Origin of the sequence: Nocardia cyriacigeorgica (assembly GCF_010858045.1) — a bacterium.
Classification (GTDB): Bacteria; Actinomycetota; Actinomycetes; order Mycobacteriales; family Mycobacteriaceae; genus Nocardia; species Nocardia cyriacigeorgica_E.
This window is the reverse complement of the sequence record NZ_JAAGVC010000033.1, coordinates 1-15809: the sequence shown is the minus strand read 5'-3', so window position 1 is coordinate 15809 and position 15809 is coordinate 1. Positions and strand designations below refer to the sequence as shown.

Below are 15809 nucleotides of genomic sequence, written 5' to 3'. Positions count from 1 at the left end.
GTGCGGGCGCCGACTGTGCGCGCTGGTGGAAACGGTGCTCTGGGCACGACTTGGAGTCATCGCAGTGCGACTTTCGCCCCACCCGAGAACATCGAATCGTGCAGCTCGAGCGATGCGGGCACTGTCCCGACAGGAACGTCGAAGACGATGGTGACCTCGACCGAATTGCCCGGGTTGATCGGCGTGGAGAGGTGGTCGTTGACGTTGATTTCGGCCATGGTGTCGTTCTCGTACCGGCGGCCCTGATCGTCGAACAGCTTCTGGTTGCTGCTGAAGTAGGTTTGCGGCCGGTCACCGATGTTCGTCACGGTGACGTGCACGAGGATGTATTCGCCCTGTGCGGTCTTTCGCATGTAGGGGTTGTCGCCGACGGTCGACACCGGAGGATCCACTGCAGTGACGGTGAATTCGAACTTGCCGTCGCGGACCGAGGCGCCGGCGGGTGCGGTGTCCGACTTCGCTTCGGCGGGTTTGCCCGGTTCCGGGCTCGCGGCGGTGGTGAAGGTCGCGTCGCTATCGGACGAGTTGTTCGCCGCGATGCCGACGATTCCGAAACATCCGCCGCACAGCAGGATGACGGCGCCGATCAGAATCCACGGCCAGACAGGCATCTTGCGCTTGGGCGGCTGCGGCGGCTGGAACGGGTGCGGGTAGGGCTGGGGGCCGGTCTGGTAGGTCATCGAGACTCCTGGGGAGGGTGTGCCCCGGCGGGTTTGCCGGGGCGCGGTGGCGGTGGTTCAGGGAAGCGGGCGAGCAGTCAGATGCGGTGCCAGGGGCAGTACGCGTCGATCGCGGCATGCAGGAAGATGTAGGGGTATTCGACGGCGTCCCTGGAGCTTTCGGCCAGGTAGATGCGGTTGGTCGCCGAATTTCCGTACGCGTCCAGGTATCCGCACTGGCTGTGCGCGAGGCCGATGGCGGCGTCCTGGACGTTGTAGCTCTCGTCGTCGTAGTAGCTTTCGCGAAGGAACTCCCGGTCGGCCGCGCTGCGCTGCGGGCCGGAGCTGCCGGAGCCGGCGCTGCCGCTGGCGGAGCCGGAGTCGATGGGCGCGGCGGTGGCAGCCTGCGCGCCGCCCGTGACGAGGGCGGCGGTGATGCTCAGGAGGGCGAAGGAATGCGCGAGTGTGCGCATGGCGAACCTCGAATCTATTCGGACGGAAAGGGTTTCGGTCAGTAGGTGTCGCGCCCGGACCGGTGATGGTCGGCGCGCAAGGCTGCCTCATCTGGGCAGGGGTGATCGGACCGCGAACCATCCTGGGTTTGCGGTCGGCGGTCTGGCGGCGGCTTGCCGTCAGGGATGGGTCAGCGGATCATGAGAGTCCGTCGAAGCTGCCGGTCGCCATCAGCGTCAGCATGTGCAGCGGAATCTCGGCATGGGGTACGACGGAGAGCCGGTACCGGCCGCCGTTGAGCCGATCGCACAACACCACGGATCCGGGGACGCTCCCCAGGGCTGCCTTATCGGCGTTGCACGCCCATTCGGCGTCGTAGCCGGAGTAGTGGCGGATATGTGTTTCGGCCTGGGCGGTGCCGGCGCCGAGACCGGCGACGAGGGCGGCTGCGGCGGAAGCGGTGAGGGCGGTGGCGAGTCGAGTGAACACGGGTTCTCTCCTGGGTCAGTCCGCCGGCGTCGCGCCGGCGGTAGGGATATGGCTGTTGTCGAGCGGCTGGCTGGTCAGGTGCCATCCAGCGCAGTGGTGGCAGCGATAGGTGCGCCGTTCGCGCCGCCGGGGATCGCGGTGATCGATTCCGGCCAGCGCCAGCTCCGCGGTCTCGGGGTCGAAGTAGCGGATCTTGCCGGTCGTCTCGCATCGGGATCGGCGTGGTAGCGGAGGCAGATCGCGCAGGTCGTCTCCGTGCCGCAGGCGCAGGGGCCGGTGGCCGCGCGTGGTGAGCCGGCGCCGTGCGCCCCGGTCGTGTGCACGATCGGTGAGCTGATCGCGGTGATAACGCATGGCAAACCTCCTGTGACACAAGCTGATCGGGCTGAACGGTGCGACGAACCGGACTGTTCCCGCTGACGCAACGCAACAATACCCAGATGCTGAAAACATTGTCAATCATTAGTTTGGTGATTGACTTTAACGTGACGATAGGCAAAGCTATCCACACACGAGAGGAGGCGTATGTCAGAGACCGCCCCACTGGTCACCGCCGCGGAGATTTCCCGGCTGGCCGGTGTCACCCGAGCGACCGTCAGCAACTGGCGCCGGCGGCACCCCGACTTCCCGCCTCCCGCGGGCGGCAGCGAATCGCGACCGGTGTTCGACCTCGGTGATGTCCGGGATTGGTTGCGTGAGCACGGCGTGGAGTCGGCGGAGTCACCGCTGCGGGAACTGCGCACTCTGCTGCGCGCGCAGGTCGCGCCGTCGGACATCCCCTGGCTCATGGACGAGCTCGCCGCCACGGCAAGAGCCGGCGCCTCGACACGCGGGAACACCGATTCCGAGGTAGTGCGGGCGATCCGTGCGGCGGTGGCCGACGCGGGTGTGGCGCAGACGGTGGAGGCGCTGGCCGAGCGCGGTCTGGAGGAAGCCCCGACGACGGGTGTCTACCTCACTCCGGACGGGGTCGGCGACCTCATGGCCGAGCTCGCCCGTCCCTCGGCGGGGGAATCCATCGACCGGGTCCTTGATCCGGCCTGCGGGAGCGGCAGCCTGCTGGTCGCGGCCTCCCGCGCCGGGGCCCACGCCTGCTTCGGCCAGGACATACTGCCCGTCCAGGCGCAGCGAGCCGCGATCTTGTTGTCGGTGAACGCCCCGGGCGCCGAGAGCGCCGTTCGCACCGGCGACAGTCTTACCGGCGATGCGTTCCCCGGAGTCGAAGTAGACGCTGTGTTGTGCAATCCGCCCTATCAGCAGCGTGATTGGGGTGCCGATGAACTGGCTCTGGACCCGCGCTGGAAGTACGGCGTGCCACCACGTGGGGAATCGGAGCTGGCATGGGTGCAGCACGCGTTGGCGCACCTGCGGCCAGGGGGGACCGGCGTGCTGCTGCTGCCGCCCGCCGTCGCCTCACGCCCTACGGGCCGCCGCATTCGGGGTGAGCTGCTGCGTCAGGGCGCGCTGCGCGCGGTCATCGGACTACCGGCGGGTGCTGCGCCGCCACGGCAGCTGGGGTTGCAACTGTGGGTGTTGCGTGGCCCGGACGGCTCCGGTGCCGATGACGTGCTGTTCATCGATGTGTCCGGGCGCGATGCCGCGGTGGGGCATCCGAGCGCGTGGCGGGATCTGTCCGATACCACCCTCGAGGCGTGGCGCGCCTTCGATCGCGGTGATATCAAATCCGCCGCTGCCGCCGATGTAGCGGCTGTGGTGCGTGTGATGGACGTGCTCGACGAAGACGTCGACCTGACTCCCGGGCGGTACGTCCGTGCCGCGGTCGACGCCGGCCGGACGGTGGATGCCGTCGAAACCACCGTGCTCGAACTGTCGGGTGAGATCTCGGCCCTGCGTGGTGCGTTCGATGAGCTGCCCGAACTCTCCGCTGCCGAGGAGAAGCCGTGGCGTACCGCGACCGTTGCCGATCTCGACAAGGGCGGCGCACTGCGGGTGCTCGCGTACCGGTCGCGTGAGGACGCCGAGCCGGTGGCCGAAGCCGATCTCGGCAGGCCGGTGCTCACCGGCCGCGATCTGGCCACCGGTGCCGCCCCGTCGGCAGTGGTCGATACGGACTGGGCCGGTTCGGTGGTGGTGATCGAACCCGGCGATGTGGTGATCCCGCAATTGCGCGCCACCCGCGATGGCCGGCTCGGCGCCAGGGTCGCGGGTACCGCAGACGCGGGCGCCGTGCTCGGGCCGAGTGTCTTCCTGCTGCGCCCGGACCCGACCCGCGTCGACCCGTGGTTCCTCGCCGGATTCGCCACCGGACCCGACAACACCGCGGCCATGGTCGGCGCGACCACGATCCGCGTGATCCCCAGCCGCCTGCGCATCCCGCTGCTGCCGCTCGAGCAGCAACAGCGCTACGGTGCCGCCTTCCGTCAGCTACATCGTTTACGCACAGCCGCCCGCCGCGCCGACGACACCGCGGGCAGACTGACCGAACTCGTCACCGCCGGCCTCACCGTCGGCGCGCTCGAACCGCACGACCACTCCGCCGCCGCGGAACCGACATCTCGGAAAGGTAGGAAGTGAACACCAACAAGCACACCGAACTGGCCAATCACGCATGGTCGGTCGCTGATCTGCTGCGTGGGGATTACAAGCAGTCCGACTACGGCAAGGTGATCCTGCCGTTCACCGTGCTGCGGAGGCTGGAGTGTGTGCTGGAGCCGACGCGGGAGAAGGTGCTCGCGGTGGTGGAGGCGCGCAAGGGTAGCGACCTTGACCTGGATCCGTTCCTGAAGAAGGCGTCGGGGGTTCGCTTCTACAACGTCACGCCGCTGACTTTGAAGTCGATCCTGTCCGATCCGGGGCAGGTGGCGAAGAACATGACCAACTACGTCGGCGGGTTCTCCGACAACGCGCGGGAAGTGCTGGAGAAGTACGAGTTCGCGCAGCAGATCAAGCGTCTCGACGGTGCCGGTCTGCTGTATCAGGTGATTGGCAAGTTCGCCGATCTGGACCTGCGTCCCGCGGTGGTGTCCAACCACAATATGGGTTATGTGTTCGAGGAGCTGATCCGGCGATTCGCGGAACAGTCGAATGAGACCGCCGGTGAGCACTTCACGCCGCGCGAGGTCATCGAGCTCATGGTGAATTTGCTGATCGCACCGGATATCGATCTGGTGGGTACGCCCGGTGTCACCCGCAAGGTGCTCGACCCCGCCTGCGGCACCGGTGGCATGCTCAGCGCGGCCGAGGAACACATCAAGGAACTGAATCCGCATGCGCGGGTGGAGGTTTACGGCCAGGAGCTGAACCCCGAATCGTGGGCCATCTGCCGCTCGGATCTGATGATCAAGGATCAGGACCCCGATAACATCGTGTTCGGCAATTCGTTCAGCGATGACGGGCACAAGCATCTGCGCGCCGACTATCTGCTGGCCAATCCGCCGTTCGGGGTGGAGTGGAAGAAGGTCAAGGACGCCGTCGAATGGGAGCACAAGACCCTCGGCGATGCGGGCCGCTTCGGTGCCGGCCTGCCCCGGATCAATGACGGGTCTCTGCTGTTCCTGCAACACATGATCTCGAAGATGAAGCCCGTCGGCCCCGATGGTGGCGGCAGCCGCATCGCCATCGTCTTCAATGGTTCGCCGCTGTTCACCGGCGCCGCCGAATCCGGTGAATCCAATATCCGCCGGTGGATCATCGAAAACGACTGGCTCGAGGCGATCGTCGCGCTGCCGGATCAGCTGTTCTACAACACTGGCATCTCCACCTACTTCTGGATCCTCACCAACCGCAAATCACCCGAGCATCAAGGCAAGGTGGTGCTGCTGGATGCGCGCGATTACTGGCAGAAGATGCGGAAATCCCTGGGCGATAAGCGCAAACTCGTCGGCAAAGACCAGATCGCCGAGATCACGCGCCTCTACCGCGACGCCCTCGACGTGGCCGCCGACCCAGGCCACCCCCTGCACAGCAAGGTGAAGGTCTTCGCCAACAGCGATTTCGGCTACCAGCGCATCACCGTCGAACGCCCGCTGCGCGTGCGTTTCGAACTCACCGAGGAAGCTCTCGACCAACTCGCCGCCTCGGCTCCCGTCCGCAAACAGTATGCCGACACCGCTGTCTTCAGTGATCTGCTCCGCCCCCTTGTCGGCTCCACCTGGAAAACCAAGGCGGACGCTATCACCGCCCTCAAGGACGCGGTAGCGGGCGCCGGCGAACCCTGGCCCACTGGCGCCCCATTCGCCAAGGCCTTCCGTGACGCTCTCTGCGTGCGCGATCCCGAAGGGGAGGTCCAGCTCGTCAAAGGTTCCCCCGAACCCGACACCGAGCTGCGAGATTACGAGAACGTTCCACTGGAAGAGGACGTCAACGACTACCTCGCCCGCGAAGTGCTCCCACATGTGCCGGATGCGTGGATCGACCACAGCAAGACCAAGATCGGGTACGAAATCCCGTTCACCAGGCACTTCTACGTGTACACGCCGCCACGGCCGCTGGAGGAGATCGATGCGGAGTTGAAGGCGTTGGAGGCGGAGATTCAGGAGTTGCTGGGGGAGGTGACGAAGTGAGCAGCGCAGTTCGGGGATGGATTCCATTACGCCGGATCGCTCGCATGGCGTACGGCGATGCCCTGGCCTCTGATGCAAGGGTCGACGGGAACGTGCCCGTAGTAGGCTCGGGCGGAGTATCAGGCAGCCACAATTCTCCCAATTTTCGTGGCCCTGCGATCGTTGTCGGGCGCAAGGGTAGCTATGGTTCGGTGCACTGGATTTCTAGTGACGGGTTCGCGATCGATACGTCCTACTTCATCGACTCTTGTCTCACTCGAGTCAATCTGCGGTGGCTCTACTACGTCCTGCTTGCGATTGACTTGAAGGGCCCTTCACAGGATGTTGGTGTACCGGGGCTATCGAGAGAGTTTGCGTACAGTACGCTGATTCCGGCACCGCCTCCGCTGGAGGAGCAGCGCCGCATCGCCGACTTCCTCGACGCCGAAACCTCCCGCATCGATCAATTGGTTAGTGCTCGGAAAAGGCAGATCCAGCTGCTGGAGGATCGGAATCTAGCGGCCATTGGGAGCATGCTTTCGGGTGCCGGTTGCGACGGTCCGCGCCGGGCCACGGGGTGGGATTGGCTACCAGAAGTGCCGGCCACCTGGGGGATCGGCCCAATATACGCGTACTTCGATACTGAACTGGGCAAGATGCTGAATCCCGAACGTGCCGGCGGTGATCGCCAGCGCCCGTACCTTCGAAACGCCAACGTTGGTTGGTTCAAAATAAATACCGACGACGTCGCAACCATGGAATTCACCCCTAGTGAGGTCAGGCGCTACTCACTGAATCCGGGTGATCTGCTTGTATGCGAGGGTGGGGCCGGTGTCGCCGAGGCGGGTGTATGGGACGGGAGAATTGACGACTGCTACTTTCAAAAGTCGTTACACCGTGTGAGAAGCAGGGGCGAACTGCCTGTCGAGTGGCTGATGTATTGGTTGCGGCTGGCCAAGACTTCGGGGGTATTTGATGCTGGAGGAAACCTGGCGACCATACCTCACTTGACGGGGGAACAGTTGCGTCGCTATAGGATACCAATTCCGGTGGCGCCTCAGCCGCTAATCGAAGAACTGTCGTCGACGATGGATTCGGTATCGTCGGCTTGCTCGACCTTGTTATCAGCTTTACACCTCCTTTCCGAACGCCGCCAGGCCCTCATCACCGCCGCCGTAACCGGCCAATTCGACGTAACAACCGCAAGCGGCCGAAACACAACCCAGGGGGTATAATCGCAATGAGCCCAGTCCATGACGAACTCACCTTCGGCGATTCCATCGTCGCAGCCATGCATGAAAATGGCTGGTACCAGGGTAATCCGCACGAGTACAAGCCCGAGCTCGGCATGGACCTGGGTGAACTGCTCGCCTTCATCGGCGCCACTCAGCAGCAGGAGTGGGATGAGCTGGTCTCCTTCTACGGTGGTGACCAGCATGCCGCCGAGCTGGGGTTCGCGAAGGCGGTGGATCAGCAGATCGGGGTGAAGGGGCTGATCGAGACGCTGCGCTCGGGGGTGAAGGATCGTGGGGTGCGGATCAGGCTGGCGTATTTCAAGCCAAATTTGGTGACTTCGGCGGATGACCTGGATGATTACAGCAAGAATCGGCTCACCGTGGTGCGGGAGCTGCCGTATGCGACGAAGCAGGCCGATGCCAAGCATCGGCTCGATCTCGCCTTGCTGCTCAATGGGATTCCGGTGGCGACGGCGGAGTTGAAGAATCCGCTCACCGGGCAGACTGTGGAGCATGCGAAAGAGCAGTATCGCAGCGAACGCGATCCCAGCGAGCTGATCTTCACCCGGCGGGTGATCGCGAACTTCGCGGTCGATCCGCACCTGGTGTTCGTGGCGACCCAGCTGAAGGGTAAGAAGACGCGGTTTCTGCCGTTCAATACCGGTTCCGAGGGGCCGGGGAAGGCCGGTGGTGCTGGCAATCCGGCGCCGACGGTGGAGGGCAAGCATGCGACGGCCTACCTGTGGGATCAGATCTGGCATCCGGACAACTGGCTCGATCTGCTGGAACGGTTCGTGCATACGCACGAGTCGAAAGGCCCGGGCGGGCGGGGCAACCGGACGATCATCTTCCCGCGTTACCACCAGTGGGATGTGGTCAAGAAGCTCACCGCGCATGCGGCCACGCACGGCGCGGGACACAACTATCTGGTGATGGCCTCGGCCGGCTCGGGTAAGTCGAACACCATCGGCTGGCTCGCGCACCGGCTCACCGATCTGCACACCGCTGCTGACCCTGCGCTGCTCGATCCGGCGGCCGGGCTGCAGCCTGGCACTCCGGTGTTCGACAAGATCATCATCATTACCGACCGGCGCAATCTGGACAGTCAGCTGCGCGAGACCGTCGGCAGTTTCGAGCGGGTGCATGGGCTGGTCGTCAAGATCGACGATAAGCAGGGGGCGAAATCCGAGCAGCTGGCCAAGGCGCTCACCCAGGAATCCGGCAAGATCATCACCGTCACCCTGCACACTTTCCCGGCGCTGCTGGATTTCCTGCGCCGCAATCCCACCGAGCTGCGTGGCGGGAAGTTCGCGATCATCGTGGACGAGGCGCATTCGTCACAGTCCGGTGATGCCGCGACCGCGGTCCGCGCGGCCTTGCGCGATCTCGGCCTGGATGCCGACGACGAGGACAACGGCGCGACGGAGCTGAAGCTGGAACAGCGTCTCGACCGTAAGGCGGCCGAACGCGCGCAGGCGCCGAATCTGTCGTACTTCGCCTTCACGGCAACGCCCAAGGCCAAGACCCTCGAATCGTTCGGCACCTTGGACGGCGACCGGTATCGCCCCTTCCACACCTATTCGATGCGCCAGGCCATCGAGGAAGGCTTCATCCTCGACCCGCTGCGCAACTACGTCACCTACAAGACGTTCTACCGCCTCGTCAACGAGAACCCCTCCGACCGTGAGGTCCCCGAATCCAAGGCCAAGACGATGCTGGCCCGGTTCGCACTCACCCATCCCTCCACGGTTGTGCAGCAAGCGCAGGTGATCGTGGAGCACTTCGTCGAACACACCCGGGATCTGCTGGGCGGCCGGGCCAAGGCGATGGTTGTCACCGATTCCCGTAAGAGCGCCGTCGCGATGGCGCGGGCGATCAAACGACACCTGGCCGATATCGGTTACGACAAGAAGTATCCGGATATCGGTGTGCTGGTGGCATTCTCGGGTGCCCTCGACTACGAGGGTGAGGAGACCACCGAATCCAAGGAGAACGGCGGTTTGCCGGAATCCCAGCTGCCGAAGGCCTTCGCCTACACCCGCGCGGACGACCTCGCCACCCGTTCGGGCGGTGCCGGGCAGCAGGAGTACCGGATCCTGGTGGTCGCCGAGAAATACCAGACCGGTTTCGATCAGCCGCTGCTCACCACCATGTACGTGAACAAGAAGCTGCACGGTATCGCCGCGGTGCAGACCTTGTCGCGGCTCAACCGCACCCATGAGCTGAAAACCCAGGCCGATCTCGCCGTGCTCGATTTCGCCAATGACGGTGAGGACATCCAGGAATCGTTCCGGCCGTACTACGAGCTGGCCGAGACGATGCCGACCGACCCGAACCTGCTGTATCTGGCACAGACCAAGGTGATGGCCGCACCGATCCTGATCGAATCGGAGATGCGGTCGTTCGCGGAGGCATACCTGGTCGCCGAACAGCAGGCGGCCGGATCGCAGGCCAAGTGGCAGAAGCTGCACGCGGAGCTGTATCGGCACCTTCAGCCCGCGGTCGACCGGTTCAGCGCGCTGCTGCATAGCGATGAGGAATCGGATGTGGAGCTGGCCGAACAGTTCCGGATCGAGCTGCGCGATTACGTGCGCAAGTACGGGTTCCTCGCCCAGATCGTGCCGTATCAGGATGCCGAGCTCGAACTGCTGCATCTGTACGGCAAGCATCTGCTGAACGTGCTGCCGCGTCGCGCCGACGGCGGTGTGGATGTGGGGCAGGTGGATCTCAGCCACGTCAGGGTTCAGCACATCGGGGACCTCGATCTTGGGCTGGCACCGGAAGGTCCGGCCACACTGCCCGGGTTCGGCGAGAACGCTGCCGCGCCGAAGGAGCCGGAGAAATCGCTGCTCTCGGAGCTGATCGAGCAACTCAACGAACGGTTCGGCACCGAATTCGACGAAGGCGACCTGGCCAAGCCGTACCAGGAGGCACTGGCCGATCCCGGGGTGCAGCTGGCCGCCGTCGCCAACCGCAGCGAAGACGAATTCCAGGGCAAATTCGTCGAGGTGTTCCAGGACAAGATGATGGAACATTTCGACACCGTCGCCGACCTCGGCAACAAGTACTTCAGCAGTTCCGAGCCCGCGTTCAAGGAAACGCTCAACCGGCACGCAAGCCGCGCCGCCTGGCGGATGATCCGGCGACAGCACGGTTTGGACGGCGTAGCGTGATCGGCGTGCCAGGTTCGGCCGCGTCGCCAGCCGGGTCGCATATGGTGCGGGCGCGGCGAAGCCTGCCGATAGTGGTGTAGGGGAACAGGGGACGGTCAATGCGGGTGCGGCGCATCGATAACCGGTACGAGCTCACCGAACAGATCTCATCCGGTGGCATGGGCTCGGTATGGCGTGGCTACGACATCGTGCTCGACCGGGAAGTCGCGGTGAAAACCATTCGCGTCGACCAGGTGGTGACCGCGGAGCAGGCCGAGGAATTCACCGAGCGCTTCCGCCGCGAAGCCAGGGTCACCGCGCGTATCCGTCACCATGGGGTACCGCAGGTGTTCGACGCCGTGCTGGATGCGTCGTTCGAGACGGTCTACCTGGTGATGGAACTCATCGACGGTGTTCCGTTGCAGAACTACATCGATCCGGACCACCCGCTGCCACTGTCGTGGGTGGCGTCGGTGGCCGCCCAGATCGCCACAGTGCTGTCGTACGCCCACGCGTTGCCGGTCGTGCATCGCGATCTCAAACCCGGGAACGTTCTGATCACCCGCGACGGTGCGGTGAAGGTCATCGACTTCGGTATCGCCGCCATCCTCGACAGTTCGGCACCGAAGCTGACGGTTACCGGCCAGCAGATCGGCACGCTTCGCTATATGGCTCCCGAACGGGTGCACGGCCGCCGGGTCACTCCGCTCAGCGACCTGTATGCGCTCGGCTGCCTGATTCACGAAATGATCAGCGGCCAACCGCTGTTCGAGGCCGACTCGGAGTTCTCGATCATGCTGGCGCATACCGAACAGGCGCCGGTTCCGCTGCGGCAACTCGGTCTCGACGTTCCACCGGAGTTCGAACAGCTCGTGCTCGATCTGGTGCAGAAGGACCCACAGCGCCGCCCCGCCGATGCCTTCACCGTCTATGAGCGCCTCCTGCCGTTCCTGCCCGGACCGGGTACCCCTGTGGCACCCACCGAGCTGTACCTGCCCGGATTCCCGGATCCGACGCGCATATTCCGGCGGCCGAACGCGCCGCTGGAGATTGGCCAGATCGAACCCACCCGCCTGCGGCCGCAGCCGTCGGCGCCCACCGCGCCGATGTCGGCGCAGCATATGCAGACCGCGATATCGGATGCCGAGCACCGCTACTGGTCGCTGCTCGAGAGCGGACGATTCGCGCAGGCCGCGGATGCGCTGAGCACGGTGATCGACAGCGCCGCCTCGGTATTGGGCAAGGAAAACGTCCAGGTGCTGAGCCTGCGCAAGCAGGTAGCCGCGGCATGGGCGCTGGCCGGCGAGGATCGCCGCGCCTGCCGCGAATTCGACCTGCTCGCCAAGGCCTACCAGCGCGCCGAGGGCCGCCTCAGCCGCTCCGCCCTGGAATGCCGCGCCGGCGCTGCTCGCGGGCGGATGGCGTTGGGGGACATCGAGACCGGCCTGGCCGAACTCGAACAGGTGCTCGCCGAGGTGACCGCCGCCGACGGCAGCGGATCCGAATTGGCGCTGGACCTGCGCTTCGAGATCGGGGATCTGAAACGTGAGACCGGTGACCTCGCGGCCGCCCGCGCGATGCTGCACGCGCTGCTGGAGGATCTGACGATGATCAAAGGTCACCGCGATCCCTTCACCGTGGAGGTGGGGGAGCTGCTGGCCGCACTCTGAATGGCCGGCGGCTACGCGTGGTTCGCAACCCCGAGTCACCGAATCAGTCGGACTCCTCGAGTTCCTCGAGTGCCCGCCAGGCGAGATCAGCCAATGTGTCGCCAGTCGACGTCACCCAACGCCGGGTGCCCTGGTTGGCGACCGGGCGGTTCGCCCAGCCTGCCCACTCCCACATGAGACTGACCAGGCCAGAGGGTGAATACTGTTTGCCGTCGACGGCCCACAGGATCGGCTTCAACCGATGCAGAGCCCAGGTTGCTCTCGCACGTTGGGGGTCCTCGGCAAGCCAGTCCCGCATCGCTTCGGCCTCGGAAGGGTGGCCGGCGACCAACGTCAGGGGTTCGCCCTCGGGCAGGACATTCCGGTCGATCAACACCGACACGGCAGTCGGGCGCCGTTGGCGTTTCGTCGTGCGACTGCGCTTGTACTTGTTTCCAGCAATTGGCGCCGACTGGTCCGCGTCTCCGGCGAGGACACGTGCGACAACCTCGCGACTGCGCTCGACGTCGGCGCACACAGCGCGTATTTGCGAGCGTTCTCCATATAGGTCGTCGATCGCCGCAACGACCGCAGGCAGAAGGATACCGACGATCCCAGGGACTTGCGGTCGAGCCCCTGCCAGCCAGATGAGGTCTTGGTCCGGTTCGCTGATGGCCTCGGTGTCGAGACTCCGGAACACGAGGTGGGCGAGCAGATAGACGCCATGCTCGGCGAGTGCAATCGCACGCCCCTCGTAACGAGAGCGCAGGGCATACAGGCTGGTCCGCACCTCCCGTAAAATATTGACGGCGTTCCACAGTAGGTAGGCGCTCGGACGCGGGCGAAATAGGGCATCATGGATTCCCTGGGGGCCGCGTTCCCACAGGACGTCGAGGTCGGTCGCGATGCGCGCCGCGTACTGGCTGTCCGGATGGGCACAGGCCAATGCACATGCAGCTTCCACGACCGAACAGCCGGACTCTGGCGGAGGGTCGAGCTCGCCGCGCCTGACACCGTATTCCAGGCCGAGCTCGGCACGAAGCTCCGCCATGATTTCGGCCTGCACCGACTCCAGAGCTATGAAATCACGCTGCTCGACCCGGTTTTGGCGGTTCGTGGCCTGAGTGGTCTTCTTGGCGAATTCCTTCTCTTCACCGGTCACGATGATGCGGACACCGACTTGTGCCTCGGCGGCATCAGGTTCGCAGGCCACAGCCTCCGCGATGGACCGGACGGTCTGGGCTCCGTTGACCACGCTGGCGTTATGCAAGGTCAGCCCAAGCGGACGACTATACGGATTTCGCATCGACTGACCCGCCTTCTGCACCGAATCACAGAGGATCGTGATGCCGTTGTTGAAGTACCAGAAGGCAGAGGGCTCGGTCGTCAGGGTTTCGATCAAACCGTTGTTGATCGACGTGCGACCGAGTGGATTACGAATGTTCAAGTTGTACAGGTGCGAACCGGCATCCACCCATTGGGCAACCTGCTCGGCGTCGACAACACCCTGATAGGACTCGTATGGCGTCGAGATACTGAACCACGGAAAGAGATCGACCGACAGCACAATGGGATCTGCCGAATGATCATCGCGTACCGACTGCCAGATCTCGGGGGCCAGAATGATCCGGTGATTCAGGATTTCGCCGTGCCGGTTGAACTCCTTCTCCCCGTGCTCGATCGCGTCCCGGAATCCAGGGGTGACCTCGTCGGCCCGCATCAGAGCGATCACCTGGGTCACCGGGACCGCGTCGGAGGTCATTACTTTTCCGGCGTATTCGGCGAGATGCCGGCCGCGGGGATTGAACGGCGCGTAGTCCTCATCGTCGATGAGGCGCAGCCCGTGCAGTAACTCCTGCACGGCCGACCGCTCACTCGGGGCGCGTCCGGTCTTGCTCCACTTCGCCTGCACGAGGTAGATGTGTGGGTCAGGGCCCTCGACGACCGCCAACGCGTCGATTCCCTGGTCGGCCACACCATCGATCACCGTTTGCGCGGCCTGTTCGGGACCGAATCCGGTGACGACGCGGACCGCCTGCGCGGCCAATGCCCGGGAAAGCGCTCGGGGTGAACGTTCTTCTTCCGGCTTGTCGTCGAGATCGCTGAGGTCGAGCAGCCCGGGCTCGATGTAGGTGTTGCGAAGGAAGCGGGCTACCTGACGCACCTGGCTGGGGACATCGATATGCTCGCCACGCGAGGTGCTGCTCACGCGCGTCCTTTCTGGCCGGGGTGGTCTCGCTGGATACTCCGGGTACTGCGCGGCCCGGGTTTCGTCAGAGTACCTGAACAGCAATGTTATTCGACGGCAAACGGTGCACGACTCGGCCCGCCCGGCCGCTTCGTGAGACCGAGGGGTGCTGCGCGCGAGCCCGTGCGCCGCTCGGTCGTGCAGAGCTTTGCAGCTGCTGGTTGTCGCACAGAAATCGTTGTTCCTGTGGCAGCGGCTGCGGCTCGAGCAGGTGCGAGTCACCGAGCCGGAACATTTCGAGCAGACTATCGCCAGTGCGCGGAATATTCTGTGTGAGCAGTATCGTGCTGATGTCGCCCTGGTAGTCGGTCTGCGCGAGCTGCGGACCACCCACACGGTGCTGAAGACTTCCGAGGCACATCACAAGCTCGTCTCACGGTCGTTGACCAAGCACCGCCGAGAACTGGAGTCGATGCTCGACCAGTTCGTTCAGGCCCGCAATCTGCAGCCGGCCACCTGGGAAGGTTGTGACCACGCGACGATTGCCGAGGCAATGATCGCGGCGAAAGCAAAAGCCTAGGCGACAGGGAAGACCTCGATCGGGCTTGGGACCTGCGGGTTCGCTCCGTAATCCGCGACGCGGTTGCCGCCGATCACCTTGTTGATCAGCGGATGGTGTGGCCGGGACCGAGTTGGTGAGCAACTTGCCCAGGTGAGATCCGATGCGACCGGCCACCTTGCCGAAGAACGTCGAGCCTCCGCCAGTGGCTAGGACAGTCAGGACGAGATCGCCGACTCGTCCCAGCCGCCCAGCCGACACAGACGTAGTTGCCTGCCAGGCAATCCGGCCAATGCCGGGCGTTCTCGCCCGCGGGTTGGCCCGCCAGGTGGGGCGTGCCGATCCGGTGTGCCGGCGAGCCTGGTGATGAGCGATCGGAGCAATCGCTGCCATGCCTCGTCGCAGCTCAACCCCATGAGTGGCGGAGCGCGCCACTGACGGTGTCGAATGCGGCGGCCCGGCCCGTGTGTGCGGTCGGCGCGTCGCCATGTGTCAGTGGTTGGTCGGCTGTTGGGTGAGAGCGTCGCCGAGCGAGCGGAACGATTCGCGGAGCAGGTCGCCGTAGTGCTCCGGGTCCGGCATCATCGACGTATCCGTGCTGAACGAGATGACGATCTCCTCGCCCTGCGACGTGATCAGGTGACGCAAACCGTCCCCATCCATCGTCGGTAGCACGCCGAAGATCCTGGCTATCGGTCTCCCGAGGAATTCGAGGTCGGTCGCGACCGGCGGGACGTTGCTGATGGTGGTGTTCATCAGGGGAACCGTTGTGGCCGTTTCGAAGGTGCGTTGGGCTCGGGCCCAGCCGGCCAGGCGGAGGAGCCAGGCGGGGGAGGTTTCTACTCGGGATTCGGTGCGGAGGACGGTGGGGGTGGTGGTGCGTTGTTTTTCTAGGGTTGCGGAGTGGTGGATGGCTTGGAGGC

General features: G+C 64.6%; 12 protein-coding genes. 6 read left to right on the top strand and 6 right to left on the bottom strand.

Annotated features, from left to right (window positions below):
• Positions 1-56: 56 nt before the first annotated feature.
• The 4 genes from GV790_RS22335 to GV790_RS22320 all read right to left on the bottom strand — a co-directional run bounded on the left by GV790_RS22335 (position 57) and on the right by GV790_RS22320 (position 1955).
• Complete coding sequence (locus GV790_RS22335) at positions 57-680, bottom strand: DUF4352 domain-containing protein (protein ID WP_163815692.1); 624 nt, start codon at positions 678-680, stop codon at positions 57-59.
• A gap of 77 nt (positions 681-757) precedes the next feature.
• Positions 758-1132, bottom strand: a complete 375-nt coding sequence (locus GV790_RS22330; RefSeq protein ID WP_163815690.1) for a DUF732 domain-containing protein — start codon at positions 1130-1132, stop codon at positions 758-760.
• A 178-nt stretch (positions 1133-1310) separates the two neighbouring features.
• On the bottom strand, positions 1311-1601 hold the full coding sequence (locus GV790_RS22325) for a hypothetical protein (protein ID WP_163815688.1): 291 nt from the start codon (positions 1599-1601) through the stop codon (positions 1311-1313).
• Positions 1602-1616: 15 nt separating this feature from the next.
• Complete coding sequence (locus GV790_RS22320; RefSeq protein WP_218586456.1) at positions 1617-1955, bottom strand: hypothetical protein; 339 nt, start codon at positions 1953-1955, stop codon at positions 1617-1619.
• Between the two features lie 171 nt (positions 1956-2126).
• On the opposite strand from GV790_RS22320, the gene GV790_RS22315 reads away from it, so the two are divergent.
• The 5 genes from GV790_RS22315 (at position 2127) to GV790_RS22295 (ending at position 12160) form a co-directional block, all read left to right on the top strand.
• Complete coding sequence (locus GV790_RS22315; protein WP_163815686.1) at positions 2127-4136, top strand: N-6 DNA methylase; 2010 nt, start codon at positions 2127-2129, stop codon at positions 4134-4136.
• Positions 4133-6124, top strand: a complete 1992-nt coding sequence (locus GV790_RS22310; RefSeq protein WP_163815684.1) for a type I restriction-modification system subunit M — start codon at positions 4133-4135, stop codon at positions 6122-6124. Before GV790_RS22315 ends, GV790_RS22310 begins: the two co-directional genes overlap by 4 nt.
• Positions 6121-7338, top strand: coding sequence for a restriction endonuclease subunit S (locus GV790_RS22305; protein ID WP_163815682.1), 1218 nt, complete (start codon positions 6121-6123; stop codon positions 7336-7338). The genes GV790_RS22310 and GV790_RS22305 overlap by 4 nt, the downstream gene beginning before the upstream one ends.
• Before the next feature lie 5 nt (positions 7339-7343).
• Positions 7344-10511 (top strand): type I restriction endonuclease subunit R, encoded by a 3168-nt coding sequence (locus GV790_RS22300; RefSeq protein WP_163815680.1) that lies wholly within the window; start codon positions 7344-7346, stop codon positions 10509-10511.
• A gap of 104 nt (positions 10512-10615) precedes the next feature.
• On the top strand, positions 10616-12160 hold the full coding sequence (locus GV790_RS22295) for a serine/threonine-protein kinase (RefSeq protein WP_218586455.1): 1545 nt from the start codon (positions 10616-10618) through the stop codon (positions 12158-12160).
• Positions 12161-12203: 43 nt separating this feature from the next.
• Here the strand turns inward: GV790_RS22295 and GV790_RS22290 are convergent, their stop codons facing one another.
• The gene (locus tag GV790_RS22290; RefSeq protein WP_163815676.1) at positions 12204-14348 is read right to left on the bottom strand and encodes an AIPR family protein; all 2145 of its coding nucleotides are present in this window, start codon (positions 14346-14348) and stop codon (positions 12204-12206) included.
• 187 nt (positions 14349-14535) lie between these two features.
• Between GV790_RS22290 and GV790_RS22285 the strand changes: the two genes are divergently transcribed.
• Entirely contained in the window at positions 14536-14907 is a 372-nt protein-coding gene (locus GV790_RS22285; protein WP_163815674.1) for a hypothetical protein, read from the top strand.
• Between the two features lie 471 nt (positions 14908-15378).
• On the opposite strand, the gene GV790_RS22280 is transcribed toward GV790_RS22285, so the two are convergent.
• On the bottom strand, positions 15379-15809 hold a 431-nt coding region (locus GV790_RS22280), incomplete at its 5' end, for a WS/DGAT domain-containing protein (protein WP_163815672.1).